The following is a 16,514-nucleotide window of genomic DNA, read 5'->3' as shown; positions in this document are numbered from 1 at the left end:
GCACTTCGGCTACGCTTGTCATGTAATTAAAGCTGTCGCTAAGGGGAAGAATACTTGCCCGGCATCACTGCCGGGCTTTTTTATTGTGTGTAGGCAGGCATAAGAGAATAGTAAAGGTACCCAGTAACGTTATGCGAATGCCAGCACGCCCTGCGTTTCAATTTTCACAGCAACAGACTCACCAATATTTAATGCCTGCGATGCTGTAGCCAACAAACGGTCGCCATTCGCATCAATCACGTAGCGGCAATGGTCGCCCATAAAGTGCTGCTCCAGCACCGTTACTGAGCTCTCTTCATCGGATTGAATTTGCACATGTTGCGGCCTTAGCAACAAAGAGCATTCAGACTGCACTGGGATCTCTTGTTGGGCTGTGGCTTCAACCACACCCAAGTGGGTTTCATATTCTGAATCCGAAACTCGTTTAGCGGCCAGATAGCTACCACCACCTAAGAAATCCGCAACAAACTTACTTGAAGGCTGGTAGTAAAGCTCAGATGCCGTACCATACTGCTCGATAACACCATTGTTCATCACTGCCATTTTATCCGCGAAGGCAAAAGCCTCTTCACGGCTATGCGTAACAAAAATGGCAGTCACGCCTTGCGCCTTAAAAATCTTACGGATCTCACTTATCAACTCATGGCGAACTTGCGTATCAATATTAGAGAACGGCTCATCCAGCAACAATAAGTCTGGGCTGTAAGCTAATGAGCGAGCAATCGCAACGCGCTGCTGCTGTCCACCAGACAATTGATGAGGATAACGATCGCCATAGCCTTGCAAATGCACGAGCTCGAGCATCTCTTGGACTTTGCCATTTTTCTCTTTTGTCGAGTAATGCTTTAAGCCAAAGGCAATATTTTGCTCCACCGTCAGGTGAGGAAAAAGCGCATAATCTTGGAAAATCATCCCGATATTACGCTGTTCTGGTGGCAACCAGTTCTCCCCATCATCAATCGTGACGCAATTTAAGCTCATTTCGCCTGACGTTAATGGCAATAGCCCTGCAACGGCTTTTAATAGTGTTGTTTTTCCGCAACCACTTGCACCTAGTAAACAGACAATTTGCCCTTGTTCCACCTCAAGAGACAATGATTCGAGTACGGTTTGATCATCATATTGGCAAGTTAGGTTTTTAATTGATAATGCGCAGCTCATCAGTGATTTTGCTCCAGTGAACGGTTAACAACAACAAGCGGGATCAACCCAACAAGAACCAACAAAACCGCAGGCAAAGCGGCCAATTCCAAATGCTCATCCGAGGCGAAGTTATAAACGTATGTGGCTAGTGTTTCAAAGTTAAACGGACGAAGTAATAGGGCCGCATTGAGCTCTTTCATCGACTCGATAAACACTAACAGAGCCGCAATCAGTGCACCACGTTTAACCAGCGGAAAGTGCACACGCCACAGCATGGCATTAGGCTTACAACCCATGGTGCGAGACGCCATATCTAACGAAGGCGAAATTTTATTTAAGTTACTTTCGATACTACCAATCGCCACCGCTGAAAAGCGCACAACCATGGCAAAAACCAGGGCGAACATGGAGCCAGAAAAAATAAGTCCCGGTCTTCCCCATTCCATGGCTTTAGCAAGGTCGTTGACGCGGTGATCCATAAACAGTACTGCGACCATCACACCAATCGCTAATACGGTTCCTGGCACTGCATATCCCATCGAAGAAAGACGCATAAATGCCAAGCTTTCGCGCTTGCCATTGACGCGATGGGTAAAGTTAACGATCAGTGCGACAGCAACACCAATAATGGCGGCAATAACCGACACGACCAAACTATTCCATGCGTATTCACGAAACTCGGGGGTCCAACTCTGCGCAAAGTAAGTTATCGCATAATCAATCAGCTGTAGTAATGGCAAAATAAACGCGACCGAAACCAAGCCCCAACACCAAACCAGCGCGGTCCACTTTTTCCAGCCCGTCAACTCATAACGAAAATCTTCGTGACTGTTAAATTGGCTTTGAAAAAGTTTTTGTTTACGGCGGCTGTATCGTTCTGCACTAAGAAGCAATACCACGATGACAAGCATCATGGCAGAGATCTTGGCTGCCGCATTAAGATTAGAGTACCCCAACCAAGTATCGTAGACCGCTGTGGTTAACGTATTCACCGCGAAGTAACTTACCGTACCAAAGTCGCCAATGGTCTCCATTGCGACCAATGATAAACCCACTGCGATAGAGGGTCTTACTAACGGCATCGAGATGCGCCAAAAGCTTTCCCATGGAGAGCACTTGAGCAAACGCGCGCTTTGCAATAAAGAGACATTTTGCTCCATAAACGCAGCCCGGCACAATAAATACACGTAAGGATACAACACCAAAGCCAACACAAAGGTCGCGCCAGGCAAGGTGCGAATATCAGGGAACCAATACTCGCCAGGTCCCCATCCGGTTACATCACGCAAAAAGATCTGAATCGGTCCTGCAAAATCAAACCAATCAGTAAAAATATAACCAATGATATAACCTGGCATCGCAAGAGGTAGCACCAATGCCCACTGCAACCATTTTTCGGTCGGCAGTTTACACATGGCCATTATCCAAGCGCTTGGTATACCAAGAATTAAGGACAACACCATTACGCCAATAGTGAGCGCAACCGTGTTAAAAATATAAGTCGGCATGACTGTCGCCATTAAATGGGCAAACAAATCATCCGTTTCACCAATTGCGGTGTAGAAGATCGCTAAGATCGGCAAAACCAGTAACAGAGTTATTACCCCACTACTGGTTTTCCATAAAGAGTGTTTATCTTTCATCGCCTAATTACTGCAAGGCTGTATGAAATACAAATGCTGTTGCAAATACATCTCATATCCTTTAATCAAATGGGGGTACTGTTATACCCCCACAAGGAATTAAAGGTCAAATTTCACTTCGTCTAATAGCTTAATTGCCGCTTCGTGGTTGGCTGCAATATCGTCTAGAGAAAGCTTGTCTGCTTTAAAGTCACCCCAAGATTCCACAAGTTCAGAACGCTTCACGCCTTCTTTAACAGGGTACTCGTAGTTAACTTCTGCGTACATCTGCTGCGCTTTGTCACCCGTTAGGAATTCCATTAGCTTCACAGCATTGTCTTTGTTTGGAGAGTACTTCGCCATCGCCATACCAGAGATGTTTACGTGAGTACCTGTAGTCTCTTGGTTAGGGAAGTTGATGTAAACTGCATCTGCCCAAGCTTTTTGCTCTTTGTCATTAACCATTTTACCTAGGTAGTAGCTGTTACCTAGAGAAACATCACATAGACCTTCTTTGATCGCTTTAACTTGTGCACGATCGTTGCCTTGTGGTTTGCGAGCAAGGTTTGCTTTCACGCCTTCCAACCACTCTTTGGTTTCTGCTTCGCCATTGTGAGCAATCATTGCTGAAACTAGAGAAACGTTGTACGGGTGCTTACCGCTACGAGTACAAATTTTACCTTTGAACTCTGGCTTAGCCAGATCTGCATAGTTGAAATCTGCGCCTAGTTTACCTACGCGATCACGTGAAGAGTAAACACTACGTGAGCGTAGAGTTAGAGCAAACCACTCATTCTCTTTATCTTGGTATTGAGCTGGTACGTTTTCTTCAATGATTTTGCTATCTACTTTCTGAACTAAACCTTTGTTTGTCAGTTCAGCTAGACGACTGATGTCTGTCGTAAGGATAACGTCAGCTGGGCTGTACTCGCCTTCTTGAGCTAGCTTTTCTGCTAAGCCTTTTTTAGCAAATTTTACGTTTACTTTGATGCCAGTTTCTTTAGTGAACTCGTTGAACATAGGTTCAACTAGGAAAGGTTGACGGTAAGAGTAGACGTTCACTTCTTCAGCAGCCATTGCTGTTGGAGCTAAGGTTGCGCAAGTTAATGCTGAAAGAGTTAGCAGTTTTTTCATTGTTTAATCCTTTACCATGCTAATGATAACGTTTATCAGTTGCGTTATTATATGTATGTTCAATAAGAAGACAATGACAAATATTAAAAAACCTGCTCATCGGAGCAGGTTTTTATATGTTGAGAGTGTAACTATTTATTACAGGCTATTGATTACTTCACAGTGACAAATTCTGGGTACGCACCGACGCCACAATCATGCATGTCCATACCTTCCATTTCTTCATCTTCCGTGACGCGAATTCCAACGGTTGCTTTCAAGATAGCCCACACCACTAGGCTAGCACCAAATACCCAAGCAAAGATAACGACAGCACCTAAAAGCTGTGCACCGAATGTAGCATCGCCGTTACTTAGTGGCACAACCATCAAACCAAAGAAGCCACAAACACCGTGCACTGAAATCGCACCGACTGGGTCATCAATTTTCAGTTTATCTAGGCCAATGATGCTGAATACGACTAGCGCGCCAGATACTGCACCGATAGCAACCGCATATAATGGCGATGGTGATAGAGGATCTGCAGTGATGGCAACCAAGCCAGCTAGCGCACCATTGAGAATCATCGTTAAGTCCGCTTTGCCCCAAGTTGTTTTACATACAAATAGCGCCGCAATAGCACCTGCAGCAGCTGCTGCGTTGGTGTTTAGGAAGATCTGACCTACCGCTGTTGCGTTCTCAAAATCTGAAACCATCAACTGAGAACCACCGTTAAACCCAAACCAACCAAACCAAAGGATGAAAGTACCTAGTGTTGCCAAAGGCATGTTTGAACCTGGAATCGGGTAGATTTCACCGTTTTTACCATATTTACCTTTGCGAGCACCAAGAAGCAATACACCAGCAAGAGCTGCAGAAGCACCAGCCATATGTACGATACCTGAACCTGCAAAGTCGCTAAATCCAGCTTCTGCTAGGAAGCCACCGCCCCATGTCCAATAACCTTCCATTGGGTAGATAAATGCGGTCAAAATTGCAGAGAAAACCAAGAAAGACCAAAGCTTCATACGTTCAGCCACCGCACCAGAAACGACGGACATTGCCGTTGCAACGAAGACGACTTGGAAGAAGAAGTCAGATTCTAGAGAGTGATCAGCCCCTTCTCCTTGGGTACCAATCAACGCACCAAATGAAGGTAACCAGCCTCCTTCTCCGTTGTCGACATACATGATGTTGTAACCAACGATCAGAAACATCGTACATGCAATTGCGTACAAACAGATGTTCTTCGTAAGAATTTCTGTTGTGTTCTTAGAGCGCACAAGACCCGCTTCTAGCATCGCAAAACCAGCTGCCATCCACATTACCAACGCACCGGAAATGAGGAAGAAAAAGGTGTCAAGTGCGTAACGTAACTCGGTTACTGTTGTTGTTAATTCCATAATAAGTTTCTCCAATCCCTTGAATTCTTAAAGTGCTTCTGCGTCCATTTCGCCCGTTCGGATACGCACCGCTTGGTTCAGGTCGTAGACAAAAATTTTACCGTCACCAATCTTTCCTGTTTGCGCAGCTTTTGTAATCGCTTCAACCACTCGCTCAACATTATCCGCGTGAGTAGCGATTTCAATTTTCACTTTTGGTAGGAAATCGACCTGATACTCAGCGCCGCGATACAGTTCCGTGTGGCCTTTTTGACGACCAAACCCTTTAACTTCTGATACCGTCATCCCTTCGATACCGACGTTAGCCAATGCTTCTCGCACATCGTCTAATTTAAACGGCTTAATAATGGCATTGATTATTTTCATTCAATTCTCTCCGAAGCTTTCATCCTGAAACACTTCTAATAATCCAATCTACGTGCCAAGTTTTTAAGTCATTGAATAATAAAAACTAACGTCAATTTACATATCTATAAACAAAAAGGGCGCACCATATCGGTGCGCCCTTTTCACAAATTTAAAGCAACAGAAGGAAAGTTACCCAAAACTGTGCACTAAATGTTCAAAAAGTCTTTCCATCGCTCGATAAGAATCATGAAGTCCTCTATTCCACAGCTTGCTGTACTTTCTGCATTGTAGAAATCGAATTCACTTTCCATCTCAACATCATGGTCATGGGCCAATGCGTTTTCTTGCACTAGGACTTCATCGCCCTGAATCATCAAGCTAATTTCTGTACCTGTTAGGTTATGCTCTTGAGAAGGCGCTGAAAATGACTGCTCAATTAGCTTTTCAACCTGAGCAATCTTCATAGGATCTTTGCCAATTTCTTCTTGTAGCCAGCGCCCAACAATCTCATGCCCCATGCTGCATTTTACGCAGTACTCGCCCATCAACGTGTTACGGATGAATTCAAATTCCATCGAGATTGCCTTTTCGTATCAATTTGGTGCGGAGTATAGCGAATTGCGCCCATAAAAAAAGCACCTCGTTTGAGGTGCTTTTTAATTGTGCAGTTAAACTTATGCAGGCTCTTGGAAGATCACTTCATCCGCTTTCTTGGTGTACTGATCCATTTTATGGAAGTTCAAGTAGCGGTAAGTATCTGTAGCGGTTGCATCAATTTGCTTCGCATACTCCAAGTACTCTTCTTTGGTTGGAATCTTACCAAGGATTGCACCTACGGCAGCTAGTTCCGCAGACGACAGGTAAACATTCGCACCAGTACCTAGACGGTTCGGGAAGTTACGCGTTGAGGTCGACATCACTGTTGATTTGTCTGCAACACGCGCTTGGTTACCCATACACAGTGAACATCCTGGTGTTTCGATTCGAACCCCAGCACGGCCAAAGATACCGTAATAACCCTCTTCCGTTAGCTGATCCTTGTCCATCTTCGTTGGCGGAGCGATCCATAGACGAGTTGCAAGCTGTCCATTGAACTTATCTAGCAGCTTACCAGCAGCGCGGAAGTGACCGATGTTAGTCATACAAGAACCGATGAACACTTCATCAATCGCTGTGCCTTGTACTTCAGACAACAAGCGAGCGTCATCCGGATCATTCGGTGCACATAGTACTGGCTCATTGATTTCAGCCATATCGATTTCAATTACATGTGCATATTCAGCGTCTTTATCCGCTTGCATCAGCTCAGGATTTGCTAGCCACTCTTCCATCGCTGTAATACGACGTTCGATAGTACGGCGGTCACCGTAACCTTCAGAGATCATCCACTTCAGCATTACAATGTTAGAGTTTAGGTACTCTTCGATCGACTCTTGCGACAGTTTCACAGTACAACCTGCCGCAGAACGCTCAGCAGAAGCATCAGAAAGCTCAAATGCTTGCTCAACTGTTAGCGTTTCTAGGCCTTCAATCTCAAGGATACGGCCAGAGAATTCGTTGATCTTGCCCGCTTTTTCTACCGTTAGTAGACCTTGCTGAATCGCGTAGTAAGGGATGGCATGAACAAGGTCACGCAGTGTGATACCCGGTTGCATTTCACCTTTAAAGCGAACCAAGATTGACTCAGGCATATCTAGTGGCATAACGCCTGTCGCAGCAGCAAAGGCAACCAAACCCGAACCTGCTGGGAATGAAATACCTAGCGGGAAACGAGTATGTGAGTCACCACCAGTACCAACTGTATCCGGCAGTAGCATACGGTTTAGCCATGAGTGGATAATACCGTCACCCGGGCGAAGAGATACGCCACCGCGGTTCATGATAAAGTCCGGAAGTGTGTGGTGCGTGTTTACGTCTACTGGTTTTGGGTACGCAGAGGTGTGACAGAAAGACTGCATGACAAGGTCAGCAGAGAAGCCCAAACACGCCAAGTCTTTAAGTTCATCACGAGTCATAGGGCCGGTAGTATCTTGCGAGCCTACTGTCGTCATCTTCGGCTCACAGTAGGTACCAGGGCGAATGCCTTCTACGCCACACGCTTTACCAACCATTTTCTGTGCAAGCGTGTAACCCTTGCCAGAATCTGCAATTTCACCAGGTTTACGGAATACATCCGAAGGCTCAAGACCTAGCGATTGACGCGCTTTGTCTGTCAAACCACGACCGATGATCAATGGGATACGACCGCCAGCACGAACTTCATCAATCAGTACTTCCGTTTTCAGCGAGAACTCAGCTAAAACTTCACCTGTTTCGTGATTACAAACTTTACCTTCATATGGGTAAACATCGATAACATCGCCCATGTTGAGCTTAGTCACGTCGACTTCGATTGGTAGTGCGCCCGCATCTTCCATTGTGTTGAAGAAGATAGGTGCAATTTTACCACCAAGCACATAACCACCAGCACGTTTGTTTGGAACGTAAGGGATATCATCTCCCATGAACCAAAGTACTGAGTTGGTTGCAGATTTACGTGAAGAACCAGTACCAACAACATCACCAACGTAAACCAATTGGTGACCTTTTTCTTTCAATTCTTCAATTTGCTTGATCGGACCAATATTGCCCGGTTGATCAGGATTGATGCCTTCACGCTCGTTCTTCAGCATCGCAAGTGCGTGCACTGGGATATCAGGACGAGACCAAGCATCAGGTGCAGGTGAAAGGTCATCCGTGTTCGTTTCACCTGTTACTTTAAATACAGTTAGAGTGACTTTTTCTTCAAGCTTAGGCTTAGAAAGGAACCACTCAGCATCAGCCCATGACTGAAGTACTTTCTGTGCATGCGCATTGCCTGCTTTTGCTTTCTCTTCTACATCATAGAAAGCATCAAACATCAGAAGTGTATGAGACAGTGCTTCTACAGCAATCTCTGCCAGTGCTTCGTCATCAAGTAGCTCAACTAGCGGCTCGATGTTGTAACCACCTTGCATAGTGCCTAGCAGTTCAGCCGCTTTTTCACGACTCACTAATGGTGATTTAACTTCACCTTTTGCTACTGCTGTTAGGAAACCCGCTTTTACATAAGCAGCTTCATCAACACCTGGAGGGATACGGTTTTCAAGTAGGTCAAGAATGAACTCTTCTTCACCTTGCGGGGGATTTTTCAGAAGTTCTACAAGTCCAGCAACTTGTTCTGCGTCTAGCGGTTTAGGAACAACTCCTTCAGCAGCACGCTCTTCGACGTGTTTACGGTAGGCTTCAAGCACGACTTTTTCCTCTCATTGCGGTTCCTCCTCTATTATTACTATTGTTAAAGTAAAGGAGTGAACATCCTTGGAAACTTGGCTCTCCATTGCCCTTGTTTTCATTCAATTATGATTGAGAAACAGCGCCGTAGAGGCCAAACTGTGGGCAAAATAATAGCAAATTTAACCTTAAATTAAAATCTTATCATTTTGACCAACATAGCAACTTACGACTAAAGTTCTGCTAATTTTGACCAAATATGCCAAGTTTTTGCTTTCTTATACCCGGTTAATTAAACGACGTTCCTACGATCAAATACACAGCATCCATATCCTGCTCAGTACGACCATAAGCCAACATAATTGGCCCGATTGGTGAGTCAACACCAAAGAAAATAGAGCCAGCATTGTAAAGTGGCGCTTCATTCAGCTTCAGATCATTATCTGACCACACTCCACCGTATTCCACTGATGCACCTAGGTAGACTGGCGCTTCAAATAGTCCAAAGTCGTTGTCGAACCATTTGTATCGGTACACCAAGCTACTAAAAAACAGGTTCTGTCCAATCAAGCTATTTCTTGGGATGCCAGATAGGTTTAAAAAGCCGCCTAACTCTCTCGGATCAAGTGGAACCGATGAATTTTTACTTTCTACAAAACTATATTCTGCATGTCCGACTAAAGTATGACGCTGATGACTGACCGCACCTTTGAATCGCGCGGAGATTTCATACACAGTATCTTCAATCATCTTTTCCGTGTCGAGCAGAGTGATGCCTTCCGGACTCTTGTCATGAGATACGAAATATTCAAGATCGACCAGCAGTCCGCGAGTAGGAAATGCAAAATCATCAAGCGTATCGAGTCGATAGCTCGCAAATATACCTTTGCGCTCGAAGTCTAGCTGCCCTGCCGAGGCCAAGGTAGACAGCTCAATATCTCCTGTAGAGTAACGAGCACCAAGGCGCAACTCTTGCCATAACGTAGGTTGAATGCCAATCGCCAGTTCTGAAGCAAAGTCATTATAGGAAACGGGTAAGAAGTCGTTAACTGAGCTGAGGTCCGGGTTTTCAAACTCGCTAAAAGGTAAGTTTCTATCTTCACTGCTGTATCCAACACGGCCAGCAACAAAAAGCGTTTGGCTAGATAAAACAGGCGAATACAACTCAGCTTCTATCAGCTTATCCGTGCCCATTTCTACGTTGAACGCCAACTCTGCACCATGCGAGTTTAAATTAGTAAAATTGGTCGACATACCGATGCCGTATTGGCTATCCGTATCGAAGTCATCTTCAAGGAAAAATCGAAAGTTAACGTAATTCGGCCCCCACGACTTTTCGTTAACATCAAAAACCAACAATGTCTTACCATCAACATCTTCAAAGTGGTAAGTGATTAACTCAAAACGATCCAACGCATAGAGATTTTCAACGGCTTTTTCTATTTCAGCCGTTGGAATACGACGACCTGTTTTCAATTGGATACGGTTGGTAAGTAATACATCACTGTAGTGGGTGTTATTCACTATCACAATGTCATCAACAATGCGTTTATCACCGTAAACCAGCGTCTTACGTACCTCTTGCTTGTGATCAATGTACTTTTGGTATTCTGCGTTCGATAAACTTAGACCAAGCAGCTTATCTTCAAGCTGCTTGGTAATATCGTAGCCCGCTTGAAAAGCCCAAGGCATTTTGTCGAACTCGACCGTTTCCATGGTGCCCACATTGGGACGAATATAAATATCTTGTGGTTCAAGCTCGTCCACTTGCTGTTGCGTACTGCGACGAACTAGGTAATTAGAAAGTTGATCCGCTACAGTAAACAGCCCGGTAAACTCATCTTCGGTTTTGTAGTCGGTGCTAATATCAACAGCAATAACAACATCAGCCCCCATGGCGCGAGCCACATCGACAGGCATGTTATTGACCACGCCGCCATCGACAAGCATATGGCCATTGAGCTTATAGGGAGGAAGCGCTCCTGGTACAGACATGCTAGCCATCATGGCGTCCACAAGGTAGCCATTGCCAAGAACCACTTCCTCCAGCGCAAGAATATCTGTCGCCACAGAGCGATAAGGAATGGCAAGATCATCAAAAGAATCGAATCGCCCTAAGTTCCCTGTAGTCTCACGCAATACGCGCAACATGTTCTGGCCTTGCACCACACCAGTTGGGGCACGCACCTCACCAAATCTTAAGCCGAGGTCAGTGTTAATTTGATAGCGGTCTTCATACTCTTTATCACGAACTCGGCGTTGACTGCGGTCGACACGATCTCGATAGCCACTGCTCCAATCCACGGTGTAGATAAAACTTTCAATTTCATCAGCGCTCATCCCCGTGGCATAGAGACCACCAACATAAGCGCCCATACTAGTGCCCGTTACGATATCGACCGGGATCTGCATCTCTTCTAACGCTTTAAGGACGCCGATATGCGCAGCGCCTTTTGCTCCGCCACCAGCGAGCACAACTGCCACCTTTGGACGAGGCTCCACGTCATCCGTTTTTGCTAGAGAGTTTGCGAGGGAAACTGAAGGAGTGGTGATCAAAAAGGCACTAACCCAAAGCGCGAAATGGCGAGTCGACGGGCTTGATAACAGCTTTTTGAACATTCACTTCTTCCTTTGTTGAATTTCTTATCAAGTAGGGCGTGCTAGCAGCACCGCACTAACACGCCCTAATATGTACTAAGAATTGACCAGAGAGACAAGCTAATGTTGTTGATTTGGCGATGCTACCAATCAAATAAGCTGTTAAGCCAGTTTGATTTCTTCTCACACTGCTGCTTTATTTGACCCGTTTTATCCCAAACTGGCAGTTTATAATCACTACGACAGTTCATTTCTAAACCACCATCTGATGTCGGCTTAAATCCTAACGTGGTGATCTCTCTTGGCCATGGAAGCTCTAAACGCTCAGGAATGCGTTGCTTCAAATACTCTGCGTACACTCGTAATGCACCGCTCGATCCCGTTAGATGAACCGGTTTGTTATCGTCGCGGCCTAGCCAAATTGTCGTCACTTCACGGCCATCAACACCGACAAACCAGCTATCGCGGTTATCGTTACTGGTACCCGTTTTTCCTGCCAGTGCAGCCCAACCAAACTGGCTTTGTAAGAAGCGGCCTGTACCTTGAGCAACCCCCTGTTTCATCGCGTAGGTCGTTAGCCATGCTGCTTGCTCATCCACGGCTCTTGATGAACGAGGCAAGGATTGATACAGCACATTACCTTCCATATCCATCACTGAACGCAGAGCGGTCAGTTTCGCACGTTTGCCTGAGTTCGTCAGTGTCTGATACATCTGCGCGACTTCAAACGGCGTCAAAGAAAACGAGCCCAAAAACATCGAAGGCACTGGGCGGATTTCGTCTTTGTTGACGCCCAAACGCTCTAAAGTATCGGATACTTCTGGGATACCAAGCGCCATGCCTAAGCGCACAGTTGGCACGTTGAGTGACTTCGCTAACGCAATGTAGAGTGGCACATCACCACGGTATTTTCGGTCGTAGTTACGCGGTGTCCATACATTACCTTTACTGCTTTTCAGGCTTAGCGGCGTGTCGTGCAGCGTCGTGCCTAGGTTATATTTTTCCGGTTGTTCTAAAGCCGTCAAGTAAATCGCTGGTTTAACTAGAGAACCAATTGGACGACTGGCATTGAGCGCGCGGTTAAAACCTTCATAACCAACACGTTTACCGCCAACCATGGCACGGATTTCACCACTATGACGATCAACCGCAACTGCTGCGGCTTCTAATTCTTTACCGCCTCGTTTAGCTAGCTCCGGGATCTTTTTCGCGATGGCTTGCTCCATTTTGCTTTGCGATACCGGATCCAGAGACGTAAACACGCGCAGCCCGGTTTCCGCTTTAAATCGCTCCCCCACTTTTTCTTTCAATTCAATGCTCAATTGTTGGAAATAAGCGGGCTGACGGCTCGCAATACGTGGTTTGCTCTGCGTATCAAGCGAACGACTGACGGCTTGCTCATACTGCTCAGATGTCAGCATGTTTTGCTGCATCAACAAACGTAATACAAGATCGCGGCGCTCTTTCGTGCGCTCAGGGTAACGAATTGGATTGTAGTAAGATGGTCCTTTTACCATCCCAACTAACATCGCCAGTTGATCGATTCGCAGCTCTTGGATCGGTTGTCCAAAGTAATAACGCGATGCCAAGCCAAACCCGTGGATCGCTTCACCACCGCTTTGCCCCAAGTACACTTCGTTAAGGTAGGCTTCCAAAATACGATCTTTGCTGTAACGGTAATCCAAAATTAACGCGATATACGCTTCTCGAACTTTACGCCACAGCGTTTTATCACGGGTCAAAAACAGGTTTTTCGCTAACTGCTGAGTTAGCGTACTACCACCTTGAACAGTACGACCCGCTTTAATGTTTGCAACCATTGCTCGTGCAATCGCGAGTGGAGACACCCCATCGTGTTGATAAAAATCCCGGTCTTCGGTCGCAAGCAGTGCATCAACTAAAATTTCTGGGAACTGATCACGACGCAAGAACAGACGCTGCTCATCTTGATCTTTCTCCAGCATACCCAACATCTTAGGCTCTAAGCGTAAGTAACCAAGATCGCCTCGGGACTCTAAAGACTGAATACGCTGTAAGCCAGAATCTGAAAAATGGAGCATCACGTGACGATCCGGTTCAGGACCATCGGCAAATTCAAATGGACGGCGAATCAATTCAATCCGAGTGGAAGAAGAAGAGTACTCACCAGGATAGCGAGGCTGACTTACCTTACGGTAATTCAGTACATCCAGCTCGTTGCGCAGTTCTTGAATGGTGATATTTTCACCCGGATTTAAGTTCAAGATGCGAGCATAAACCACCGTTGGCAGTTCAAACAGCTGACCTTCAAAGCGCTCTTTCACGACACTATCTAAGTAAATCCCAACAAACAGCAAAACAGCGGCAAGCGCAACACCGGCTTTCCAGCTAAATGACCACAAAACTTTCAGCCACGAACGTTTCTCGTTAGCCGGCTTTTTACTCGGTGTGCGTCGAGTCGGTTTTGTCGTTCCTTTATTGGTTGTACTTTTCTTCGCTGGCGCTTTTTTCGCGCTAGGCTTCTTGCTGTTAGTCATTATTCAATTGTCTTTTTGTTTTCGTAGTTGCTACATGATTGGCAGGATCATCTGGCCAAACGTGTTTTGGGTAGCGCCCTTTCATCTCTTTTTGAACGTCTTTATAGCTTCCGTTCCAGAAAGCCGCCAAGTCAGACGTCACTTGCAGCGGACGTTGTGCCGGCGAAAGCAGTTCAAGCACCAAACGCTTACGACCAAGCGCTACCGTAGGGGAGCCACTCTCACCAAATACCTCTTGCATACGCACCGATAATTTCGGCTCATGGCCATACTGGTAACGGATACGCTTCTTTGAACCTGTAGGCAGTTGGTAATGCTCTGGTAACCATTCATCCAGTTGTTGATTGAGTGGCCAACCTAATCGAGCGTTCAGCGCTTCGACCAAGTTTATCTTGCTCAAATCGTTAACCGAACTGACGGACATCATGTACGGCTCTAACCACTCTTCTAATGAATCCAACAAACTGGCTTCATCAAACATTGGCCATGATTGCTCGGGTAACCATTCCACCGCACAACGAATCCGAGCCAACAAGCTCTCCGCTGCCGGTGTCCAGTTTAGACTCTGTAAGCCCTGGCGGCGGACATACGTGAGTAAAGCTTGTGTCATTTTTTCTTTGCCAGGGCTTGGCAAAGGCTCGCGTTCAACCACCAGCTGACCGAGTTTTGTTTGTCTCTCAGCCATTAGACGCCCTCTTTTTTCATCCCAGCCTACAACTTCTTCAGACGAAAATAGCGCTTCAAAGGTCGCTCGCAATATATTGACATCCAATTCACATGCCGAATGAATTTGACTGGAGTTAGAATGAGAACGCATTAAGTCAACGGCAACCAAATACTCACAGCCACCTAGCATGTCTTCCTGACGACATTCTGCACCATGACCATTAGCCAAAGTAAATCGCCCAAATTGATTTGTGCGCTGCTGCGCAATGCGATCTGGAAATGCCAAACTTAACACCAGCGGTAATGCTTCTTCATCCACGCCTTTCAGGTCAAATACCGTATCCAATTTGTACGCTAGAGATTGAGCACGCTTGAACAACAGCGACTTTTTTGGATGAGTACCAACAAGCCAACGATGCAAGCTATGAGCGATATTGGTAACGTTTCTCTCTGGCTCTTCAATCAGTGCGACCGCCGCCAAAGCAGCATTTAACATCTTATCACTGTAAGATTGTGCTTTAATTAGCATCGCAGCCGCACGAGGCTCAACGCCTAGTTCATGCGCCTGTTTTCCTTCGGACGTTAATTGCCCTTTTTCCGTCAGCAGCCCCAATGACACCAATAGCTGCTTCGCTTGTTCCAATGACGCATTAGCGGGAACATCAAGCCACTTTAGATCGTGGATATCACTCGCTCCCCAAAAGGCAAGCTCCATAACTAAACTAGCCAAATCGGAATGCAAAATTTCGGGTTGGGGAACAAGCGGTTGCTGCTTGAACTGGCTTTCAGAATAAAGACGAACACAAATGCCCTCTTCTATTCGTCCCGCTCGTCCTGCACGCTGAATCGCTGAAGACTGTGCAATGCGTGTTTGCTCTAAGCGTGTTAAACCGTTTTTCAAATCAAACCGGGCAATACGCTCTAACCCAGAATCAACCACAAGGCGAATGCCTTCAATCGTCAGTGAAGTTTCTGCGATGTTGGTCGCGAGTACGACTTTACGCTTGCCGTGTTCTGCCGGCGTGATGGCTTTTTGTTGCTCAGTAAAGCTCAGTTGCCCATAAAGCGGACACACTTCAATATCATCCGCCAAATGAGATAAACGTTCTTCGACTTGTTTAATGGCCCCAACGCCCGGTAGGAAAGCCAACAAAGAGCCGGACTCTTTGTTCATAAGACTTTCTATTGTTTTTGCCATACTCGTAGGTAAATGATCATTCACACCTAACGGTTGGTAACGCATGTCTACGTCGAAACTGCGTCCTTCTGATTCAATGTAACTGGCTTCCGGCAACAACGACTGTAAGGCTTGTTGATCAAGCGTTGCCGACATTACCACCAGCTTGAGATCGTCTCGCAATGCCTCTTGAACTTCTAAACTGAATGCCAAAGCGGTATCGGCATGAATGCTGCGTTCATGAAACTCATCAAAGATCAGGAGATCAACACCATCCAGTTCAGGGTCAGTTTGAATCATCCGAGTCATGATCCCTTCAGTCACGATCTCCAACTGCGTTGCAGAACTTACCTTTGCCTCGCCACGAACTCGATAACCCACGCGTTGGCCTACTTGCTCTCCCAATTGCTCAGCAAGATAACGGGCAATGTTACGCGCCGCGAGTCGTCTTGGTTCAAGCATGATGATTTTTCCAACAACCGAATGGTTTAAGAGTAACTGCAAAGGGAAGTAAGTCGACTTACCGGCACCAGGCGCCGCTTTTAAGATCACTTGATGTTGATTTTTGACCGCCGTCAGCAACTCAGGCATCACGGCTTCAATCGGCAATTGTGACAAAGGAAATACCTTATGGTGTAATGGTGGCAACATTGTACATAAAAAAATTTTTGTCTAA

At 46.0% G+C, this 16,514-nt stretch carries 10 protein-coding genes; all 10 read right to left on the bottom strand.

Features of this window, described 5'->3' with window-relative positions; genetic code table 11:
* Positions 1–129 precede the first annotated feature (129 nt).
* The 10 genes from CBX98_RS13695 to hrpB all read right to left on the bottom strand — a co-directional run bounded on the left by CBX98_RS13695 (position 130) and on the right by hrpB (position 16,456).
* Positions 130–1,161: an ABC transporter ATP-binding protein gene (locus CBX98_RS13695; protein ID WP_005396732.1), complete on the bottom strand. Its 1,032-nt coding sequence runs from the start codon at positions 1,159–1,161 to the stop codon at positions 130–132.
* Positions 1,161–2,786, bottom strand: a complete 1,626-nt coding sequence (locus CBX98_RS13690) for an iron ABC transporter permease (RefSeq protein ID WP_005396731.1) — start codon at positions 2,784–2,786, stop codon at positions 1,161–1,163. The genes CBX98_RS13695 and CBX98_RS13690 overlap by 1 nt, the downstream gene beginning before the upstream one ends.
* A 99-nt stretch (positions 2,787–2,885) precedes the next feature.
* Positions 2,886–3,899, bottom strand: coding sequence for a Fe(3+) ABC transporter substrate-binding protein (locus CBX98_RS13685; protein WP_005386566.1), 1,014 nt, complete (start codon positions 3,897–3,899; stop codon positions 2,886–2,888).
* 152 nt (positions 3,900–4,051) lie between these two features.
* Complete coding sequence (locus tag CBX98_RS13680) at positions 4,052–5,281, bottom strand: ammonium transporter (RefSeq protein WP_046875065.1); 1,230 nt, start codon at positions 5,279–5,281, stop codon at positions 4,052–4,054.
* Positions 5,282–5,308: 27 nt separating this feature from the next.
* On the bottom strand, positions 5,309–5,647 hold the full coding sequence (locus CBX98_RS13675) for a P-II family nitrogen regulator (protein WP_005396729.1): 339 nt from the start codon (positions 5,645–5,647) through the stop codon (positions 5,309–5,311).
* 188 nt (positions 5,648–5,835) lie between these two features.
* A complete protein-coding gene (locus tag CBX98_RS13670) occupies positions 5,836–6,204 on the bottom strand; it encodes a YacL family protein (protein ID WP_109169477.1) in 369 nt (122 codons plus the stop codon).
* Between the two features lie 99 nt (positions 6,205–6,303).
* Positions 6,304–8,901: a bifunctional aconitate hydratase 2/2-methylisocitrate dehydratase gene (gene acnB, locus CBX98_RS13665; RefSeq protein WP_012841427.1), complete on the bottom strand. Its 2,598-nt coding sequence runs from the start codon at positions 8,899–8,901 to the stop codon at positions 6,304–6,306.
* A gap of 268 nt (positions 8,902–9,169) precedes the next feature.
* Positions 9,170–11,500, bottom strand: a complete 2,331-nt coding sequence (locus CBX98_RS13660; RefSeq protein ID WP_109169475.1) for a patatin-like phospholipase family protein — start codon at positions 11,498–11,500, stop codon at positions 9,170–9,172.
* A 122-nt stretch (positions 11,501–11,622) separates the two neighbouring features.
* On the bottom strand, positions 11,623–13,995 hold the full coding sequence (gene mrcB / locus CBX98_RS13655; RefSeq protein WP_005396725.1) for a penicillin-binding protein 1B: 2,373 nt from the start codon (positions 13,993–13,995) through the stop codon (positions 11,623–11,625).
* The gene (gene hrpB / locus CBX98_RS13650) at positions 13,988–16,456 is read right to left on the bottom strand and encodes an ATP-dependent helicase HrpB (RefSeq protein ID WP_109169473.1); all 2,469 of its coding nucleotides are present in this window, start codon (positions 16,454–16,456) and stop codon (positions 13,988–13,990) included. Before hrpB ends, mrcB begins: the two co-directional genes overlap by 8 nt.
* Between the last annotated feature and the right edge of the window lie 58 nt (positions 16,457–16,514).

The sequence above is a fragment of the Vibrio sp. T9 genome, assembly GCF_003123985.1.
Lineage (GTDB): Bacteria > Pseudomonadota > Gammaproteobacteria > Enterobacterales > Vibrionaceae > Vibrio > Vibrio diabolicus.
This window is presented reverse-complemented; position numbering and strand designations above follow the sequence as displayed.